Genomic DNA, 15,953 nt, shown 5'->3' on the forward strand with positions numbered 1-15,953 from the left:
CCGTTGAACGGAATCTAAACGGAATGACCTTCAAAAACACCTGGCTGCAAGTAGCACCCTCACCGATTTCTTTGCGGCGGCAAAGATTCACGAAAAAGCACCGCTTATTGCCGGAATGATTTGTGGCTTGCGAATTGAACAAATTGAAGACCCGCTGATGCAGAAGATTCGCTACCTAGACAAACTTATTGATGAGCTGGCCAAGGGCAGGCCGATGGAAAAAATCCTTCGCTAGATTAAAACTTTTTCCAGTTTCCTTCGGAGATTACTTCAACCTGGTCAGCAACCACTTTGATAGCGGTGTCTTCGTCAATTGCATAAGAGTCGTTGCCTAGCTTCTTTGCCCATTCAACTGCCGCGGCCATTGTGTTCTCGGTAAGCATTGGGTGATCTAGGTGCGGAAAGATAGAAAAATCAACTAGACCAAGAGTTGTATCCGTTCCGTCTGGTTGTTTCCAATCAATAAACTCCTCGCCGATTCTTGGCGTCATGATCATGCTGCCCCCGGAATTCGTTTTAGTCTGTTAGTTCAACAAATCTAACGTTACCCAGACCAGCTTTTGCATAACGCGCGGTCATAACCTCAATGGACTCTGGGTTCTGGTCAACCATGACAAAGTTCCTGCCCAGCTTGTCCTGCCGCTGCTCCAGGAGGAATCTCCGCAGATGAACTTAGGCAGTTTGCTTTTCAAATAGGAAAAGCAACACAAGTTAAATCTGTCGACATCACCGAGATAGATGCATTGGCAGACAGTGCTGATGGAAGAACTGTTCGCCTAGGTGCGCTAACTATTTTGGAACTAGCTAGCGGATTCTTGTCTCGTTAAACGCCCTTGATCATCGGGTTGTGAAAAGTTGCTCCAAAGACTTTCTTGGAGGCACCAATTCGATCTAGGTAAGGTGTGATTCCACCTAAGTGGAATGGCCAACCAGCACCCATGATCATGCACAAGTCAATATCCTCAGCGCTGGAAACAACCTTCTCATCAAGCATTAGCTTGATTTCAGTCGTCAGTCCAACAATTAGGTCATCGAATACTTGATCCTTAGATCTAGTCCTCGTGCGACCAGAAACAATCTTGATTGCCTCTGGGTCGTAGCCAGTCTTGTTACCCTTGGAATCCTTGGTTCTGATTCGACCAAGCTTTGCAAGCTGGTGCAGAGAATCGGTCTTATAGAAGCGCTCCGGTGCAAATCCATACATTGAATCCAGCACGTGAGCACCAACTTGCAACCCAACGAGCTCCAGAAGATCGAATGGGTTCATTGGCAGACCAAGAGGAGCGATTGCGTCGGCCACTTCTTCGAATGGAATGCCTTCGTCAACGGCCTTCATGGCTTCTCCCAGAAGGTAACCAAGCAACCTGTTCACTACGAATCCGGTGCTGTCAGAAGTAATGACCGCTGTCTTCTTTAGATCATTTGCAACCCGCATCGCGGTGGCAACAGAAACATCGTTGCTCTTAGCAGCTTTGACCACCTCGAGAAGCGGCATAACCGCTACCGGGTTGAAGAAGTGGAAACCGACCAGGCGCTCAGGGTGTTTGAGCACCTTTCCGATTTCATCAACAGACAAAGAAGAGGTGTTAGTAGCCAAGATTGCATCTGGTCTTACTACTGCCTCCACGCGGGTAAACACATCGTGCTTGACCTTGAGTTCCTCGAATACTGCTTCGATAACCCAGTCACAATCAGCGAAGTCATTCATGTCCAGAGTTCCGCTTAGGTTTGCGCTGTAGCGGTTGCGGTCGTCAACTGACAGGCGGCCTTTTTCAACCAGCTTGTCTAGCTCTGCACGGCAGTAAGCAAGACCCTTGTCGACGCGTTCCTGAGAAACGTCAGTGATTACCACTGGAACTTGAAGTCTTCTTAGGAACAAAAGAGCGAATTGGCTAGCCATTAGACCGGCACCAACAACACCAACTTTTTGCACCTTGATTGCAAGCTTTGGATCCGGAGCACCCTGTGGGTTCTTTGCGTGCTTTTGAACAAGGTTGAAAGCGTAGATACTGGCACGGAACTGGTCAGATGCAATCAGTTTTTCTAGTTCTTCGTCCTCGCGCTTGAAGCCTTTTTCTTTAGAGCTGAATCTAGCCTCGCCTAGAAGATCTAGAGCTGCGTAGGGAGCAAGTGGCACAGAGCCAATGTTCTGTTTCACCATTTTTCTAGCGATGGAAACGGCAGGTCCCCAGATAACCAAGCGCTCAAATAGGCCTGGCTTGTTTGGGCGGGATACTTTTTTACCGCCAAGGACTTTGTCCGCCCAAACAACAGAGTCTTCGATGAATCTTTGTGGGTCAAACATGACATCTGCAATTCCAAGCTTGAGAGCATCTTTCGGGCTCAGCATGCGGTTTTGCTTCAGTGGGTTCTCGATTACAACCTTCAGTGCGTTCCTGATTCCAATCAAGTTTGGAAGCAGGTACGCCCCGCCCCAGCCTGGAAGTAGTCCAAGGAAAACTTCTGGAAGAGCGATTGCAGGAGCTGCAGAGTTTACGGTTCGGTAGTTAGCGTTCAGAGCAATCTCTAATCCACCACCAAGAGCAAGGCCGTTGATAAACACAAATGTTGGAACTGGGAAATTTCCAAGCTTGCCTAGGGCGAAGTGCCCAAGCTCAACAACCAGTCTTCCAGCGCGGGTAGATGGAATCGAACCTACTTTAGAAAGGTCTGCACCCGCGGCTAGAAAGTATGGCTTACCTGTTACAGCAAGACCATGAATCTCGCCTTTCTTAGCGCGTTGCTCTTGAACCTCTAGAGTCTCCGCGAATTCTTTCAGAGTAAGTGGGCCAAGTGTTGATGGTCTGGTGTGATCTTTGTGGTTATCAAGCGTGATGAGCGCAAGAACTTTTCCGGAAGGAAGTTTTACATCCTGAACATACGAATGAGTAATTACCTCATCGGTGTTTGACCACAGCTCAGAGAAGTGATCAAGTTTCATTAGTTTTTCTTTCCGTCGTAATTCTCGTTTTCCCAGATAACGGTTCCACCCATACCAAGACCGATACACATTGTTGTGATTCCGTAGCGAACATCTGGTCTCATCTCAAACTGACGAGACAGTTGGTTCATTAGTCGAACACCACTGGAAGCAAGTGGGTGACCAAATGCAATTGCTCCACCCCAAGCGTTCACTCTTGCGTCGTCATCTGCAATCTTGAAGTGCTCCAAGAATGAAAGAACCTGAACTGCAAATGCTTCGTTGATTTCAAATAGTCCGATGTCGGAAATTGAAAGACCGGCTTTTTTCAAAGCTTTTTCGGTTGCCGGAATGGGACCGATTCCCATGATCTCTGGCTCAACACCTGCAAATGCAAATGTCACCATCTTCATGCGTGGCTTCAGTCCATACTGCTTTACTGCTTGGTCGCCAGCTAGCAAAGAAATAGTTGCGCCATCAGTTAGTGGAGAAGCGTTACCTGCGGTTACTTTTCCGTTCGCACGGAAAGGTGTCTTTAGGTCTTTCATGCCTTCAACAGTTGAATCTGGTCGCAATAGTTCGTCTTTGTCTACAACCCTTAGTCCCTCAGGTGTGGTGGCAGAAACAGAAACCAAGTCCTGCTGGATGTAATTCTTTTCGTAAGCAGCGGCCGCGCGCTTCTGACTCTGCACCGCGAAGGCATCCGCGCGCTCTTTGGTTAGCACTGGATAGCGGTCGTGAATCTTCTCTGCAGTGTTACCCATGTTTAGGGCGTCTGGGTTCACTAGCTTTTCAGCGATGAAGCGTGGGTTTGGATCAGCGTCACCGCCCATGGGGTGTCTACCCATGTGCTCGACTCCTCCTGCAAGGACTAGATCGTATGCTCCGATACCAATAGCCGAACCGATCATGGTTACTGCAGTCATGGCTCCAGCACACATACGGTCAATAGCAAAGCCTGGAACTGAGTTTGGAAGCCCAGCCAAGATAGCTGAGGTGCGGCCGATGGTTAGACCCTGGTCACCAGTTTGGGTGGTAGCGGCAATAGCGACATCGTCGATTGCGTCTTTAGGGACCGACTGGTTTCTATCGAGCAAACCAATCATGGCTTTAACAACTAGGTCATCTGCGCGAGTGTTCCAATAGACACCCTTTTCTCCGGCTTTACCGAATGGTGTGCGGACTCCATCAACGAAGTAGGTGTTTTGCATTATTTGCTCGCTTCTTTCTTTAGTGATTCGCGTCTTCTAGATTCTGCTCCAAAGGCCAGGTCGCTTCTGATTAGACCTTCTGTTAGACCAAATGCATCAACAAGGTCCGAAGCGTGAGGCTTTAGCCTTCCAAGCAATCTGCCGTCGATGTAGTCGGTGATTGCCTCGGCACGGTGTGAGGTTAGTCTTCCGTTGATCATGTACCAAGAAAGATTCTCTTCCAACAAAGTGAAACCAAATAGGTCCCTTAGCCAAGTCAAAACCTTCTTAGTCTGAGGGTCTTGAATCTTGTTAAGAGCAGAGGTGAACGCCTCCCACTGGATTAGTTCTCCGTGTGCTTTGGCGGCAATGATCAGATCATTCTGGTGGCGATTGAATAATCTTTCAGCTTCTGCAGGATCTTTCTTTCCAGAGTGACGAAGCTCGTTAGCAAGCTTTGCAATCATGGTGTGAACACGGTCGGTAAGAAGCTGGTGCTGGTGCTCCTCGTCGCGAACAAAACCAATCGATCTTGCAGTTGAACCAAAGTCAGTGAACTTCTGTGCGATTCCGCGAAGTCCTCCTCGGTTGATTGCAACCTCTCCTACTTGCTCAACAACATACTGAGCGAGTGTTCCAAAGTTAGGTGAAGCAAATGCTTTTGAGTAGTCGCTAAGTAGTCTCTTTGCAACAAGCTGTAGAAGCACGTTGTTGTCACCCTCGAAGGTTGCATAAACATCTAGGTCTGCTCGCAAACCAACCATGCGGTGCTGGGCCATAAAGCCTTGACCACCGGTAGCCTCACGGCAAACCTGAATGATGTCTAGTGCGTTCCAAGTTGATAGTGCCTTGGAAGCTGCTGCAACGGTTTCTAGATCTTGTCTAGTAGAGTCTGTGTCGTTACGACCGCTAAATACTTCATCGAACTGTTCTAGTAGCTCTAGGTGTGCGAATGCTTGCGCGTAGGTTCTTGCAAGAGCTGGAAGCAATCTTCTCTGGTGACGTCCGTAGTCCATCAGAACATGTTCTGTTCCATCGTGAGTTGGGAACTGAGTTCTCTCGTGCGCATAACGAATTGCAATTGTTAGTGCAACCTTCTGAGCGTTTGTCACACCACCGGTGATAGATACTCTTCCCTGAACCAAAGTTCCAAGCATGGTGAAGAATCTTCTTCCCTTGGATTCGATTGGAGATGAGTATGTTCCATCTTCTGCAACATTGCCGTAGCGGTTCAGTAACCACTTTCTTGGAATTCGAACATCAGTGAAGTGAAGTCTTCCGTTGTCAACACCGTTTAGACCTCCCTTTACTCCGTCGTCATCGCCGCCAACACCTGGCAAGAAATTTCCGCTGTTGTCGCGAATTGGAACATAGAAAGCGTGAACACCGTGGTTTTCTCCTTTGGAGATTAGCTGCGCAAAAACAACTGCTGCCTTGGCGTGAATTGCAGCGTTACCGATGTAATCCTTCCAAGCGTGACGAGATGGAGTGTGAATTACAAATTCTTTTGTTGTCTCGTCATAGATAGCGGTAGTTCCGATGTTTGCAACATCGGAACCATGACCGGTCTCGGTCATTGCAAAAGAACCTGGGGTTTCCAAAGTAACTACTGAAGGAAGTAGCTCTGCGTGATGTGACTCTGTACCTAAGTACAGAATTGCAGCACCAAAGAGTCCCCACTGAACTCCATATTTAATCTGCAGTGAAGGGTCAGCAAGAATCAGTTCTTCAAATACTGTTAGTGATCCACCTGGATCAGCGTTTCCACCTGCGATAGCAGGGAAGCCGTAGGCGGTGGAGCCGTTCTCCGCCAAGATCTTTAGCTGGCCAAAGACTCGTTCACGATGTTCGTGGTGAGTAAGGCCTGGGATTTGCCACATTTCGGGCTGTTCGCAAATTTTCCGGGTGTGAAGACGAATGTCTTTCCACTTTCCCAGCAACATGTCCCCAACAAGGGTGGTGTCTACCTTTGGCAATATTTCGCTTTGCATTGCACACTCCTTCGTGTTGGTTTGATTGTAAGCACGCAGGAATTCATTGAAATTGCGGGTCTAATAAGTCTGTAATTAGCTACAACCTCAGTAAATCCAAGGTTTGCTTCTTTGTATGAAACATACAAAAAACTGGGTGTTTTTTTGGAAGCCTAATTTCCTTCAAAAGTGACTGGCGACTTAGAAAGATAAGCCTCCATCGCACGCCTGGCGTCGTTCGATGCCGCCAGTCTGGCTAAGCGCTTGCCTATAAAGCCATCTTCGGCTTTCTCATCCAATAGGGCAGCTCTCGCGGAAGCGAGGGTTGCCTGCACTGCAAGAGGAGCCTGGGCGGCAATCTTTTCGGCTAGTTCGAGGGCGCGATCTTTCTCGGTTCCAACAGGAACAACCTCATTCACAATTCCAAGGCGTAACGCAGTTGCCGCGTCAAAAGATTCTCCAGTAAGTAGGTATCTCATCGCGTTGGACCAACCAGCAGATCTTGGCATTCTCTTGGTTGCGCCACCGAAGGGCAAAATTCCTCTGGAAACTTCTAATTGAGCAAACTTTGCGTTCTCGGCCGCAATTACAACTTCGCTATTTAGTGCAAGCTCTACACCGAGTGTGAAACAGGTTCCCTGAATTGCAATAACTACAGGTTTTGATACCGGCGTTGATTGAATCCCCCATGGGTCCAGTCCGCCTTCAGGCACCATTGCTAATCCATCGGCATTTAGTCGTGGTGCAACATCTGCAAGATCTAATCCAGCGGTGAAGTGATCACCGTGGGCAAAAACCAGTCCCACTCGAAGTTCTGGATCGGAATCCAACTTGCCGTAAGCAAGAGCAAGCTCTTGCAACATCTCCATGTCAGCCGCGTTAAGTTTTTCTGGGCGATTCAAACCAATTAGAAGTACGTGACCTTTTTGTTCGATAGTCACTTTTGATGTTGCGTTCATTTATTTACCTGTTTTTTATTCGAATTAGTTGGGTAGGTTGGCTTCGATTAGCGAAACGATTTCTGTTGCATCTGGCTTGACTGTTGGTCTAAAGCGGTGCACCTGACCGTTTGGAAGAACTAGGAACTTCTCAAAGTTCCAAGAAACAAGTGCGCTACCAAGCTGCGCTACAGCCCGCTATTAGATACCAAAAAGGATAAGAGAAAATCCCGGTCCTCGTGAGAAGGAACCGGGATTTCGTGCGCTTGGAGGGACTCGAACCCCCAACCTTCTGATCCGTAGTCAGATGCTCTATCCGTTGAGCTACAAACGCGAGGAGGGTTAGATGAGAGCTAGCTCTCAATCTCACCCGACGAGCGTTTGTCGATTTCGTTAGAAATCGCACAATCGCCGCGTTCTGGGTTGGTACCTTGTCACCTTTTTACAGGCAACTTCCCTATCTTATCCGCTTTGCTAGCTGCGGTCTAGGGGTTGTTCGTGGCGGAGACGAGAGGATTTGAACCTCCGAAGGGCTTTAACACCCTTACCTCATTAGCAGTGAGGCGCACTCGACCGGGCTATGCGACGTCTCCACGAACCTTACCAGTTTAGCCGAATCAAGGCCTCAATTGAAACCGGACGGTGAAGGATCATCAAGCCATAAGAAGGCGCAATCAGGCATCGTGCCAACTACTGATGATGCCTCGCGAAACACTTATTGAATATTCACAATCTTGAGGCTATTAATGTTGTTCAACTAAACTGCCTTATTCGAGGGCTTTGCCAGGCGGCTTTTCAAGTACTTTTTGAACGCCTTCAGGGCCAGCCAGACAAGGCTAGGTTCCCTGCGTTTTTGTCCGCCCTTTGAAGGCCTGCGGCGCGATACGTACCAGATCAAGCATGCAATCAAGGCTGTAAAAAAGAACGGTTCCTTCCACTGAACAACGAATACCGATGACTCCACAGTGACAGGGTCAAACTTTGTGCCACCGAGTTCCGAGTGCAGGGTTGTCTTAATTTTGACAGGCCCAAAATCGGGTAGCACGTTGACTGTTTCTCGAGATCCCTCAATGTTGGATTGGGTTATGACAGATCTGGTGGCGCTTCGCCCACCCAACAAAATGCTTTTGGATGTCCGCTTGGTTGCCAAAACCTTTTCGTTGGCGCTAATTTCCCAGCTCGCGAATGCAAAAACAGGGAGTTCCCCTTTGTTTCTGTATCTGACTTTTGCCTCAATTGGCCCCGAATTAATCAGCCCGGGCAGATCTGGGAGAAATGAGTCTATGATGCTTGTTCGATTTGTTGACGTGAAGTTGATTCGCGAAAGCTCTGCACCAGTTATTTTTCCGTTTTTTATGCTCCCTGCAAACCCATAAGGCGTCACATTCACCTGCGAGGCAATAGCGCCAGTGGAAGCGGCACTTGCAATTCCCGATTGTCTGGTACCGCCCAAAGGGTTCATGGATACCTTAATTCCGCCGTAGTAAATCTGCTCTATCTTTTTAAGCTTGGGCTTGAGAGTGATTAAAAATTCTGAACCAGATTTTGATGGTCGATATAGATTTTGGAATGGAGTGACCGAGAAAATTTTTGCCAGCGAATGTGGTGTTGAGTTTTCTGGAAGTCTCGCCTTATTCCCAGACTCATCAAACACGTAATCCACAAACTGCACATCTATTTCAGCAGCGACTGGGCCAGTAATAATAACAACCAAATTGAGTGTGGGCTCAAGGATTCCAGGCTGGCCGATTATGAACTCTTCCGGCGGGTTACTGACCTTTAAGGTGTTAGAGGCCGCATACGACGGAATCGCGGTAACTCCAAAAGACAGAGTTACCGCGACTACATAAGCGAGTAATTTTTTCAAATTCTTAAGGACAGAATCCTATGAAACACTGCCAAGGTCCGTCGTTGAAACTTCCGGTGTCCAAGGTGAATCCGTGCTTAACCCGATACTTGCCAACTGGGACGTCACCGAATATGGTTATCGACGCCTTGGTGGTGGCTTCTCCACCGGACCCCCAAATTACCGGCATGTTTTGATTTGTATACTCTGTTCCCCACGCCTGTACGTTCCAATCATCTTGAGGCCTCACCTCCCAGTGAACGTCATCGTAAAGTTTTACATCGTTTCTATTCACTCCGAAAAGAGAGTAGTCAACAAAGAGATTGGCGGATGCTCTTAGGGTTGAAGCACCCAAAATTCCATCTGCGTCAGTCATCTCAACCGGACTCCAGTAATCACCATCATCGGTAAAAAAGCGTTCGACCGGTTGGCGCTCGGTCCAAACGTAACCCTGCCGATCAGATACCTCACAGTTGTCGGCGTCAAAACTAACTTGAAAGTCTTGAGATACGAAGTTTGTGCGGGTATTTTCACGCAAGAGATCCAACGGATACCGACTCAGGTCTCTTGGGTCTCGAACAACGCCTGCGGAGGGATCTTGATTCTGATCACTTACGGCAGGGGTTTCTGAGTTGTTGTCATCGTCGTACCCGTCACCTTCCCACGCAGTTTTGAGGATCTTGCGCTCTTTTCTAACGGATATGTTGGTAAGAGGGATACTTAGGGATCCAAAGCCCGTGCAACTATCGGGGCCGCCGTCATCGGGGTTATCTCCTAGATCCACAGACACTGTAACGATTTCATCTGGTCCAGAAGAGTCCTCCCAGGCATTAGCTGAGATAGGCGACAAAACGCCAACGACGGTGACAGCCGTGATGATTGCTATCGACTTCCAATTCCACAAATTTTTACTCATATTAAAAGGCTAGAACTGGCAGTTCACACCGAAAAGGCTTCACGGGTAATTGAGGGGATAACCCCTCAAGATAATCTCAATCGTTATTTTCATGTAGGGAAAGCCCATCACTGCCTGATACTTAAGTCATGCAGATGCGCGTTGCCTTAGTTGAAGATGACGACTTCACGCGCCTAACTGTTGCATCTTCGCTGCGGGCTCAAGGCATTCAAGTAGTTATTGATACAGGCTCGGCCAGCGAGGCTCTACTGGAATTTGATAAAGCAACGCCGCACGTGGCGCTACTAGATCTTCATCTTGGTAAAGGACCAACGGGAATAGACGTCGCAACTGCCTTTAGAAGTAAATCCCCGAACATTGGCATTGTGTTCTTGAGTAGTTTTGAGGATCCAAGGCTATTGAATCCAAGTTTGCCTCCACTGCCCTTCAGATCTATTTATCTGCACAAGAACAAAATAAGTGACATCTGGAACATTCTTGAGGCCCTACGAGCATCTATCGATAAGTCTGAGAGAGTCCCATCTATGGCGCGGGCAAGTTCGTCACCAATTGCCACCTTGACTGACGTGCAACTTGAGACTTTGAGACTTATGGCTCAGGGCCTTTCAAATGCCGAAATTGCCAAGCGCAGAAGCGTTACAGAAAAGTCCGTGGAGCTAGCCATCTCTAGGCTTGCCAAAACACTTGGCGTTGAAAAGGATTCGACAATAAATCAGAGGGTGCACATGGCAAACGTATATTTCCGTGCACTGGGACAAATGAAGAATGTCTCCGACTAAAGAAGAGTCGTTTCTTGCTGCCGCAGGCGGGAAGTTTTTTCTAGACACCCGCTACCTTTTGCTGACTACTCCCTTAGTTATCACCACCTCCTTACTAACCACAAGTGCAGGATACTTCTCGCAAACAGAGCCCCCACTAAACACTCTTGGTCTTTTATCTGCTATTTTTCTCGCCAACATTTTCGCTCTATCTATTTGTGCTATCTGGGTTCTAGTTTTTTCTAAAACAATTTTTAGAAATCGAGCCAGGAATCCTGTTCCTTTATTTTGGGTGATTATATTTAGCGCAAGTGTTGGAGCACTAAAAGGCGCCATGACTGGTTTGGGTTGCTGGTTGCTTCAGATTGAATCCGACCTAGGATCCACCATCGTTGATCGAGTAGGTCAAACATCGCTGCTGGGGACCTGGTTAATCCCAGCCATATCATTGGTAGCGCACCGATTATCCGTCTTACAAGCCCAACGAGACTCCCTGGTGGCTGAACGTGTTTCTAACACCTTGATTGAATCTGGCATCGCGCAAACGCGTGATAATCAGGCCTCGCTTCGAGCCTTTGCGGACATGGCTAAATATGAACTCTCATCTATTGGCAGATCAACTAACGGTGAGGATTCTGCGAATCAGTACGCAAGTGCAATTCGAAGACTGGTGGCTGAGCAGTTGAGGCCGCTGAGTCACAGAATCTGGGAACAAGAAAACAAAAGAATTTCAAGTTTTTCTCTTTCTGAGATTGCAAGGCAAGCCATTTTTAGTTTCACCCAAGCGCGAACTGTTGTCGCCGTGGTTTATGCCATCACAGCCTTTCCTTCAATAATCAAATCAGTAGGGATAAGTGAAGGTATTCTTCGCAGCATACTCGCCGGAGCGGTTATACAGGTTGGTTTCTGGCTCATGTCTGAGTTTAGGCCTAAAAAATATTGGGTTGCCACCTGTTGGTTTTTACTCGCCAATCTTGCGGTGTCATTCTTAACTTTTGTAACCGGAGAGATTGTCTTTGGCTACGTATCTGCGTTTGATGAATTTCAAACGGTTTTGGCAGTTTGGCTGTGGCTGACACAATTGACATTTATAAGTGCCTTCCTCTTTGGGGTTCGTAAAGGTAGCTCAGAAATAAAACAGGAATTTGCCGATTTGTATGGGTCAGAAACTATTGATCGCGCTGTTCGTCTTAGTCAGGCAAGAATTCAAAACCGTGACTTTGCTAACTATCTTCACGGGCAGGTACAAAACAAGCTACTTGCTGTTGCCCTTGGGCTTGAAAAAGGTGAGGCGACTAAAGAGGAACTTGAACAAGCACTAGCACTAGTCGAAAATATTTTGAAAACGTTAGATTCAGGTTTTCAAACCCTGAATTCTGGCGATTTAGAATCTGAACTAGCAAAATTAAGTAATCAGTGGCTTGGTTTCGTGAGAATTACATGGAATCTTGATAGCCATCTCAAGAATCTCGAAACAAGAAAACGAATACTGTTAATTCAACTAATTGACGAAGCTACCTCGAACGCGATTAGGCACGGTCTCGCTAAAAACGTTTTTGTGCTTGCAAAGGTTTTGTCCGATCAAAAAATAAATCTTGAAGTGATTGATGATGGCATCGGCCCACGCGCCGGTAAGGCCGGCTTGGGCTCAACCTTTTTTAACAGCGTCTCTAAAGGAAATTGGGACCTCGTCCAAGAATCAACCGGGGGAACTAAACTCACCTTGCAGTTCTAAAGGCCCTTCTAACCGGATACTCCAAATAGTCAGCGGCAAATTCTAAATTCGGCGAGCGCCAAGCAAAATCGCGAGCCACCTTAGCCAGAGCTGCCCAAAAGAAAACATTCAATAAATCCACACCGATGTGAGTCATGCTGTCACCAGGTAGTGCCTTACCGATCATTCGGCGCAGCAGGGTTGGAACATCGCTTAGGCCAAATCGGTGTAGGGCTGCACGCACCTCAAACTCAAGTTCGCGCGCTCGTCGCGGGTTCCAGAGCGGGTTTCCGCCGGAGCCATCGCCCATCCGGCCGTATTCATCGGTGGGTAAATGAAGCAGAATGTGGGCAACCATTGCGTGGCGGTAATGGGCGCCGTCTAACTGGTCGAAAATCTCGGCAAAGTTCTCAATTTCGTAGCCGCACTTGCGCAGGTCAAGGACATCGGGGTAATAGGGGAACTTATAAAAGGGGATGTGCTTGATTTCTGGCTGGCCCTTGCGAATGCGCACCTTGGTGCTGGAATCGGCCTCGGCAACGCCCCAGTTTAGGGTTGCCTCATCGGGCTCGCCTGCCTGCCAGTCATTGCTCATGCAGTCAATTTTGCCTGAATCAATTCAGAATTTCCTTGAGTTTCCGAATCAGCACCTGCTGGCGCCATTGATCGTCTGCGCCGCTTAATAAGAAGTTGGATGTGTAGGCAAAACCAACCCGGTGCTCAAAGTCGCCAAAGGCATTCTGGCCACCAAGGCCATCGTGGCCAAATGAAGCGGGACCCAGAAGATCCTTCAGACCGGGCACGTCAACCATGAAGCCATTGCCCCAGGCAGGGAACAAGGTGCCATTTGAAGGCTCAAACTTCAGCGGACCCGTTGCCTGCGGTACCACTGCTGCGCGCAATGTTTCATCTTCTAGAAGTCGCACGCCGTTCATCTCTGTTACGGCTGCGGAGTAAATCTTGGCTAATCCAAATGCGTTGGATACTCCTCCGGCTCCGGGTAACTCTGCAGAGACTAACTGCGGGTTATTGAATCCGGTCTCGTAACTTTCTACCAAGTGGTTCAGCGCACCACCAAAGGTCATGGCCTTGGCTTGCCAATACAAATCAGTGTTTGGTTCGGCAACCACAGCTTGGCGATTTCCGTCAGAGATAAGTGGAGCTAAATTTGCAAATTTATCTTTTGGCAAGCCAATCCATGCATCCACACCAAGTGGTTCTGCAATTAATTCAGCAAAATATTTTCCGGCTGTTTTGCCAGTGATATTGTGAACTAGTTTTCCGATTAGGGTTCCAAAAGTTAGCGCGTGATAACCATGCGCGGTGCCAGGCTCCCAAAGCGGTTCCTGTGCGGCCAACTCTTCTTCAAGAGTGTGGCCATCGGTGATTTCATCCATGGTTAGGTCGCGTCGCGTGGCTGATAACCCGGCCTTGTGCTGCAACAACCACTTGACCGGAATGTTTTGTTTTCCAGCCTGAGCAAATTCTGGCCAGTAGTAACTGACCTTTTGTTCAAGATCAAGCTTGCCTTCTTGCACCAGTCGGTGAGCAAGAATTGAAGTCAAACCCTTGGTGCAAGAAAAAACAACCGATGTTGTGTCTTGAGTCCAAGGCTTTCCGGCTTCGGCGTCACCCTGCCAAATATTGACCACCGGTTCTCCGTCTTTAAAGATTGCCAGCGATGAGCCGCCTAATGGATAACGTTCTGCTTGCGCAAAAAACAAGTCAGCAATTTCTTGGTACTTGGATTCAATGATCATGTGTCTATCTTGGCATCAGTTAAATACAAAGTGCCCGGTGATTAGACCGGGCACTTTGCAACCATGGAAGGGTTGAATGGAGTTAGTGAATTTGATTGATGGTTCCGGTTAGTGTGTTCAGCTCTGCCTCAAGTTCAGCCATAGCCTCACCACCAGCCATTAGGTCGGTGATTTGATCGCGGGTGCGTTCACCCTTTGCAAAATCGTCAGCCTTCTGGCCGCGAATTAGAACCGCAAAGTGATCACCAACGGTTAGCGCGTGTGAGACGTTGTGAGTCACAAGAATCACCGCAATTCCTTTTAGTTTTGCCTGCATGATGATGCGCAGCACGTGGGTGGCTTCCTTAACTCCAAGGGCGGCAGTTGGCTCATCAAGAATCAAAACCTTGGCACCAAAGTGCACTGCGCGAGCAATTGCAGATGCCTGGCGCTCACCACCGGAAAGACTTCCAATCAGGCGCTCACCATCGGTGATACGGGTAATGCCCAGCTGCTGCATCTCGCGCACCGCGGTCTCGTTGGCGTACTTGCGGTCAAAGCGCTTGAACGGACCCCACCCTTTGGTTGGCTCAACACCAACAAAGAATGAGCGGCCAATGCTCATCAGTGGGAAGGTTCCGCCAAACTGGTGCACAGTAGCAATTCCGCGCTCGTTGGCATCTTTAGGTGACTTGAACTTGGTCTCAACTCCATCCCACTCAACAGTGCCCGAGGTTGGTTCGTGGAAGCCAGACAGCACCTTGATCAAAGTTGACTTGCCGGCACCGTTGTCACCAAGCAGGCAAAGCACCTGGCCAGGGTATACATCCAGTGACACGTCATTTAGCGCTTGGTATCCCGCGAATACCTTTGAAACATTCTTTAGGCGCAGGATTGGCTTCTTAGTTGACTTAGTCATTCTTCTTCTCCTTCTTGCCACCCGATAGGGCCAAGCGACGGAATGTGTTGTTGGTTAGAACCGCTGCAAGAAGCAGAAGTCCCAAAATTAGAGCAGCCCAGTCGGCATCCCAACCGGTGTAGTAAATACCCTGGTTAACAATTCCAAAGGTGATGGTTCCAAGGATTACACCAAGTGTCGAACCGTAACCTCCGGTTAGCAATACGCCACCAACCACAACAGCGATGATTGAGTTGAAAACAAATGATTGTCCGGCAGCAACCTGAGCTCCGTTGTAGATACAGGTTTGAATCACACCAACTAAGGCAGCACCAAAACCGCTTCCCATGAATAGTGCGATGCGAACCTTGTTGACCGGAATACCTGTGGCGCGAGCGGAAACCATGTCGCCGCCGATTGCGTAAATCCAGTTTCCGTAGATGCTCTTGTAGAGCACCCATGAAACGATGATCGCAATTATTGCCCACCAAACCACTGCAGTTTCAAATAGGCCAAAGATTAGATTTCCAAAGATGATTTGGAAGAATGGGTCCGCGGTCATGGTTACCGATGTTGAACCAACGATTAGACGAGTGGCACCAAGAGTGGCACCCATGACAATAAACATTGAGGCAAGAGTCACCACGAATGACGGAAGATTTGTTTTTGTGACCAGGTAGCCATTCAGCCAACCCACCAGCACACCAAAAAGAAGTGCGGCGATCACACCAACCCAGGTTGGTAGGCCAAAGAAGCCAGAAAGAATTGCCATGGTCATTGAGCTAGCTGCAAGAGTTGAACCAACAGATAGGTCCAAGTCGCCAGCGATCATTACGAGTGCTACCGGCAGAGCAATGATGCCTACCTCGGAGGCAACGTTGAGCCAACTGGCCCAACCACCTGGATCGGTAAATCCACTGCCACCCGCAACAGAGAAAAAGATAAAGACGGCAACGGCACCAATCAATGCGCCGAACTCTGGCCGGCGAGCGATGGCTGTGATGTCGAAGCCTGGCTTACTAGCAACTTTGCTAGCGGTGGCTTTAGCACTCATAATTTGTTTC

14 protein-coding genes, 2 tRNA genes and 2 pseudogenes are annotated in these 15,953 nt (G+C 48.4%); 4 read left to right on the forward strand and 14 right to left on the reverse strand.

The annotated features are described in order from the left end of the window. Positions 1-31: 31 nt before the first annotated feature. Positions 32-235: pseudogene (locus RHOLA_RS07270) on the forward strand (DUF2200 family protein); the annotation flags it as partial. 1 nt (position 236) lies between these two features. Here RHOLA_RS07270 and RHOLA_RS06535 read toward each other — a convergent pair. Beyond that, complete coding sequence (locus RHOLA_RS06535; RefSeq protein ID WP_051636361.1) at positions 237-497, reverse strand: type 1 glutamine amidotransferase family protein; 261 nt, start codon at positions 495-497, stop codon at positions 237-239. A gap of 19 nt (positions 498-516) precedes the next feature. Further along, positions 517-612: a class I SAM-dependent methyltransferase gene (locus RHOLA_RS07465; protein WP_227818778.1), complete on the reverse strand. Its 96-nt coding sequence runs from the start codon at positions 610-612 to the stop codon at positions 517-519. Between the two features lie 20 nt (positions 613-632). Here RHOLA_RS07465 and RHOLA_RS07350 point away from each other — a divergent pair. Next, positions 633-827 (forward strand): annotated as a pseudogene (locus RHOLA_RS07350) (arginase family protein); the annotation flags it as partial. Here RHOLA_RS07350 and RHOLA_RS06540 read toward each other — a convergent pair. The 8 genes from RHOLA_RS06540 to RHOLA_RS06575 form a co-directional block, all read right to left on the reverse strand. Then, positions 824-2,941: a 3-hydroxyacyl-CoA dehydrogenase NAD-binding domain-containing protein gene (locus RHOLA_RS06540; RefSeq protein WP_038503299.1), complete on the reverse strand. Its 2,118-nt coding sequence runs from the start codon at positions 2,939-2,941 to the stop codon at positions 824-826. The pseudogene RHOLA_RS07350 and the gene RHOLA_RS06540 overlap by 4 nt on opposite strands. Continuing rightward, positions 2,941-4,131 (reverse strand): thiolase family protein, encoded by a 1,191-nt coding sequence (locus tag RHOLA_RS06545; protein ID WP_038503301.1) that lies wholly within the window; start codon positions 4,129-4,131, stop codon positions 2,941-2,943. Before RHOLA_RS06545 ends, RHOLA_RS06540 begins: the two co-directional genes overlap by 1 nt. Beyond that, the gene (locus RHOLA_RS06550) at positions 4,131-6,101 is read right to left on the reverse strand and encodes an acyl-CoA dehydrogenase family protein (protein WP_038503304.1); all 1,971 of its coding nucleotides are present in this window, start codon (positions 6,099-6,101) and stop codon (positions 4,131-4,133) included. Before RHOLA_RS06550 ends, RHOLA_RS06545 begins: the two co-directional genes overlap by 1 nt. Positions 6,102-6,253: 152 nt before the next feature. Continuing rightward, positions 6,254-7,039, reverse strand: coding sequence for a crotonase/enoyl-CoA hydratase family protein (locus RHOLA_RS06555; protein WP_038503307.1), 786 nt, complete (start codon positions 7,037-7,039; stop codon positions 6,254-6,256). Between the two features lie 240 nt (positions 7,040-7,279). Continuing rightward, positions 7,280-7,352: transfer RNA gene (locus tag RHOLA_RS06560), tRNA-Arg, on the reverse strand. A 165-nt stretch (positions 7,353-7,517) separates the two neighbouring features. After that, positions 7,518-7,611, reverse strand: a tRNA-Ser gene (locus tag RHOLA_RS06565). Positions 7,612-7,775: 164 nt separating this feature from the next. Then, the gene (locus RHOLA_RS06570; RefSeq protein ID WP_038503308.1) at positions 7,776-8,885 is read right to left on the reverse strand and encodes a hypothetical protein; all 1,110 of its coding nucleotides are present in this window, start codon (positions 8,883-8,885) and stop codon (positions 7,776-7,778) included. Positions 8,886-8,889: 4 nt separating this feature from the next. Further along, positions 8,890-9,780 carry a hypothetical protein gene (locus tag RHOLA_RS06575; protein WP_038503311.1) on the reverse strand — a complete coding sequence of 297 codons (891 nt, stop codon included), beginning with the start codon at positions 9,778-9,780 and terminating at the stop codon, positions 8,890-8,892. A 128-nt stretch (positions 9,781-9,908) separates the two neighbouring features. On the opposite strand from RHOLA_RS06575, the gene RHOLA_RS07155 reads away from it, so the two are divergent. Continuing rightward, positions 9,909-10,559, forward strand: a complete 651-nt coding sequence (locus RHOLA_RS07155) for a response regulator transcription factor (protein WP_051636362.1) — start codon at positions 9,909-9,911, stop codon at positions 10,557-10,559. Continuing rightward, positions 10,546-12,273: a sensor histidine kinase gene (locus tag RHOLA_RS06585; protein WP_038503314.1), complete on the forward strand. Its 1,728-nt coding sequence runs from the start codon at positions 10,546-10,548 to the stop codon at positions 12,271-12,273. Before RHOLA_RS07155 ends, RHOLA_RS06585 begins: the two co-directional genes overlap by 14 nt. Here RHOLA_RS06585 and RHOLA_RS06590 read toward each other — a convergent pair. The 4 genes from RHOLA_RS06590 to RHOLA_RS06605 all read right to left on the reverse strand — a co-directional run bounded on the left by RHOLA_RS06590 (position 12,257) and on the right by RHOLA_RS06605 (position 15,943). Continuing rightward, the gene (locus RHOLA_RS06590) at positions 12,257-12,847 is read right to left on the reverse strand and encodes a hypothetical protein (protein ID WP_038503317.1); all 591 of its coding nucleotides are present in this window, start codon (positions 12,845-12,847) and stop codon (positions 12,257-12,259) included. The two genes, RHOLA_RS06585 and RHOLA_RS06590, sit on opposite strands and share 17 nt — an antisense overlap. A gap of 19 nt (positions 12,848-12,866) precedes the next feature. After that, positions 12,867-14,012 carry a serine hydrolase domain-containing protein gene (locus tag RHOLA_RS06595; RefSeq protein ID WP_038503319.1) on the reverse strand — a complete coding sequence of 382 codons (1,146 nt, stop codon included), beginning with the start codon at positions 14,010-14,012 and terminating at the stop codon, positions 12,867-12,869. An 82-nt stretch (positions 14,013-14,094) separates the two neighbouring features. Further along, positions 14,095-14,910 carry an ATP-binding cassette domain-containing protein gene (locus RHOLA_RS06600; protein ID WP_038503321.1) on the reverse strand — a complete coding sequence of 272 codons (816 nt, stop codon included), beginning with the start codon at positions 14,908-14,910 and terminating at the stop codon, positions 14,095-14,097. Next, complete coding sequence (locus RHOLA_RS06605) at positions 14,903-15,943, reverse strand: ABC transporter permease (RefSeq protein ID WP_051636363.1); 1,041 nt, start codon at positions 15,941-15,943, stop codon at positions 14,903-14,905. Before RHOLA_RS06605 ends, RHOLA_RS06600 begins: the two co-directional genes overlap by 8 nt. Positions 15,944-15,953: the final 10 nt, after the last annotated feature.

The sequence above is a fragment of the Rhodoluna lacicola genome, assembly GCF_000699505.1.
In the GTDB taxonomy this organism is placed as follows: domain Bacteria; phylum Actinomycetota; class Actinomycetes; order Actinomycetales; family Microbacteriaceae; genus Rhodoluna; species Rhodoluna lacicola.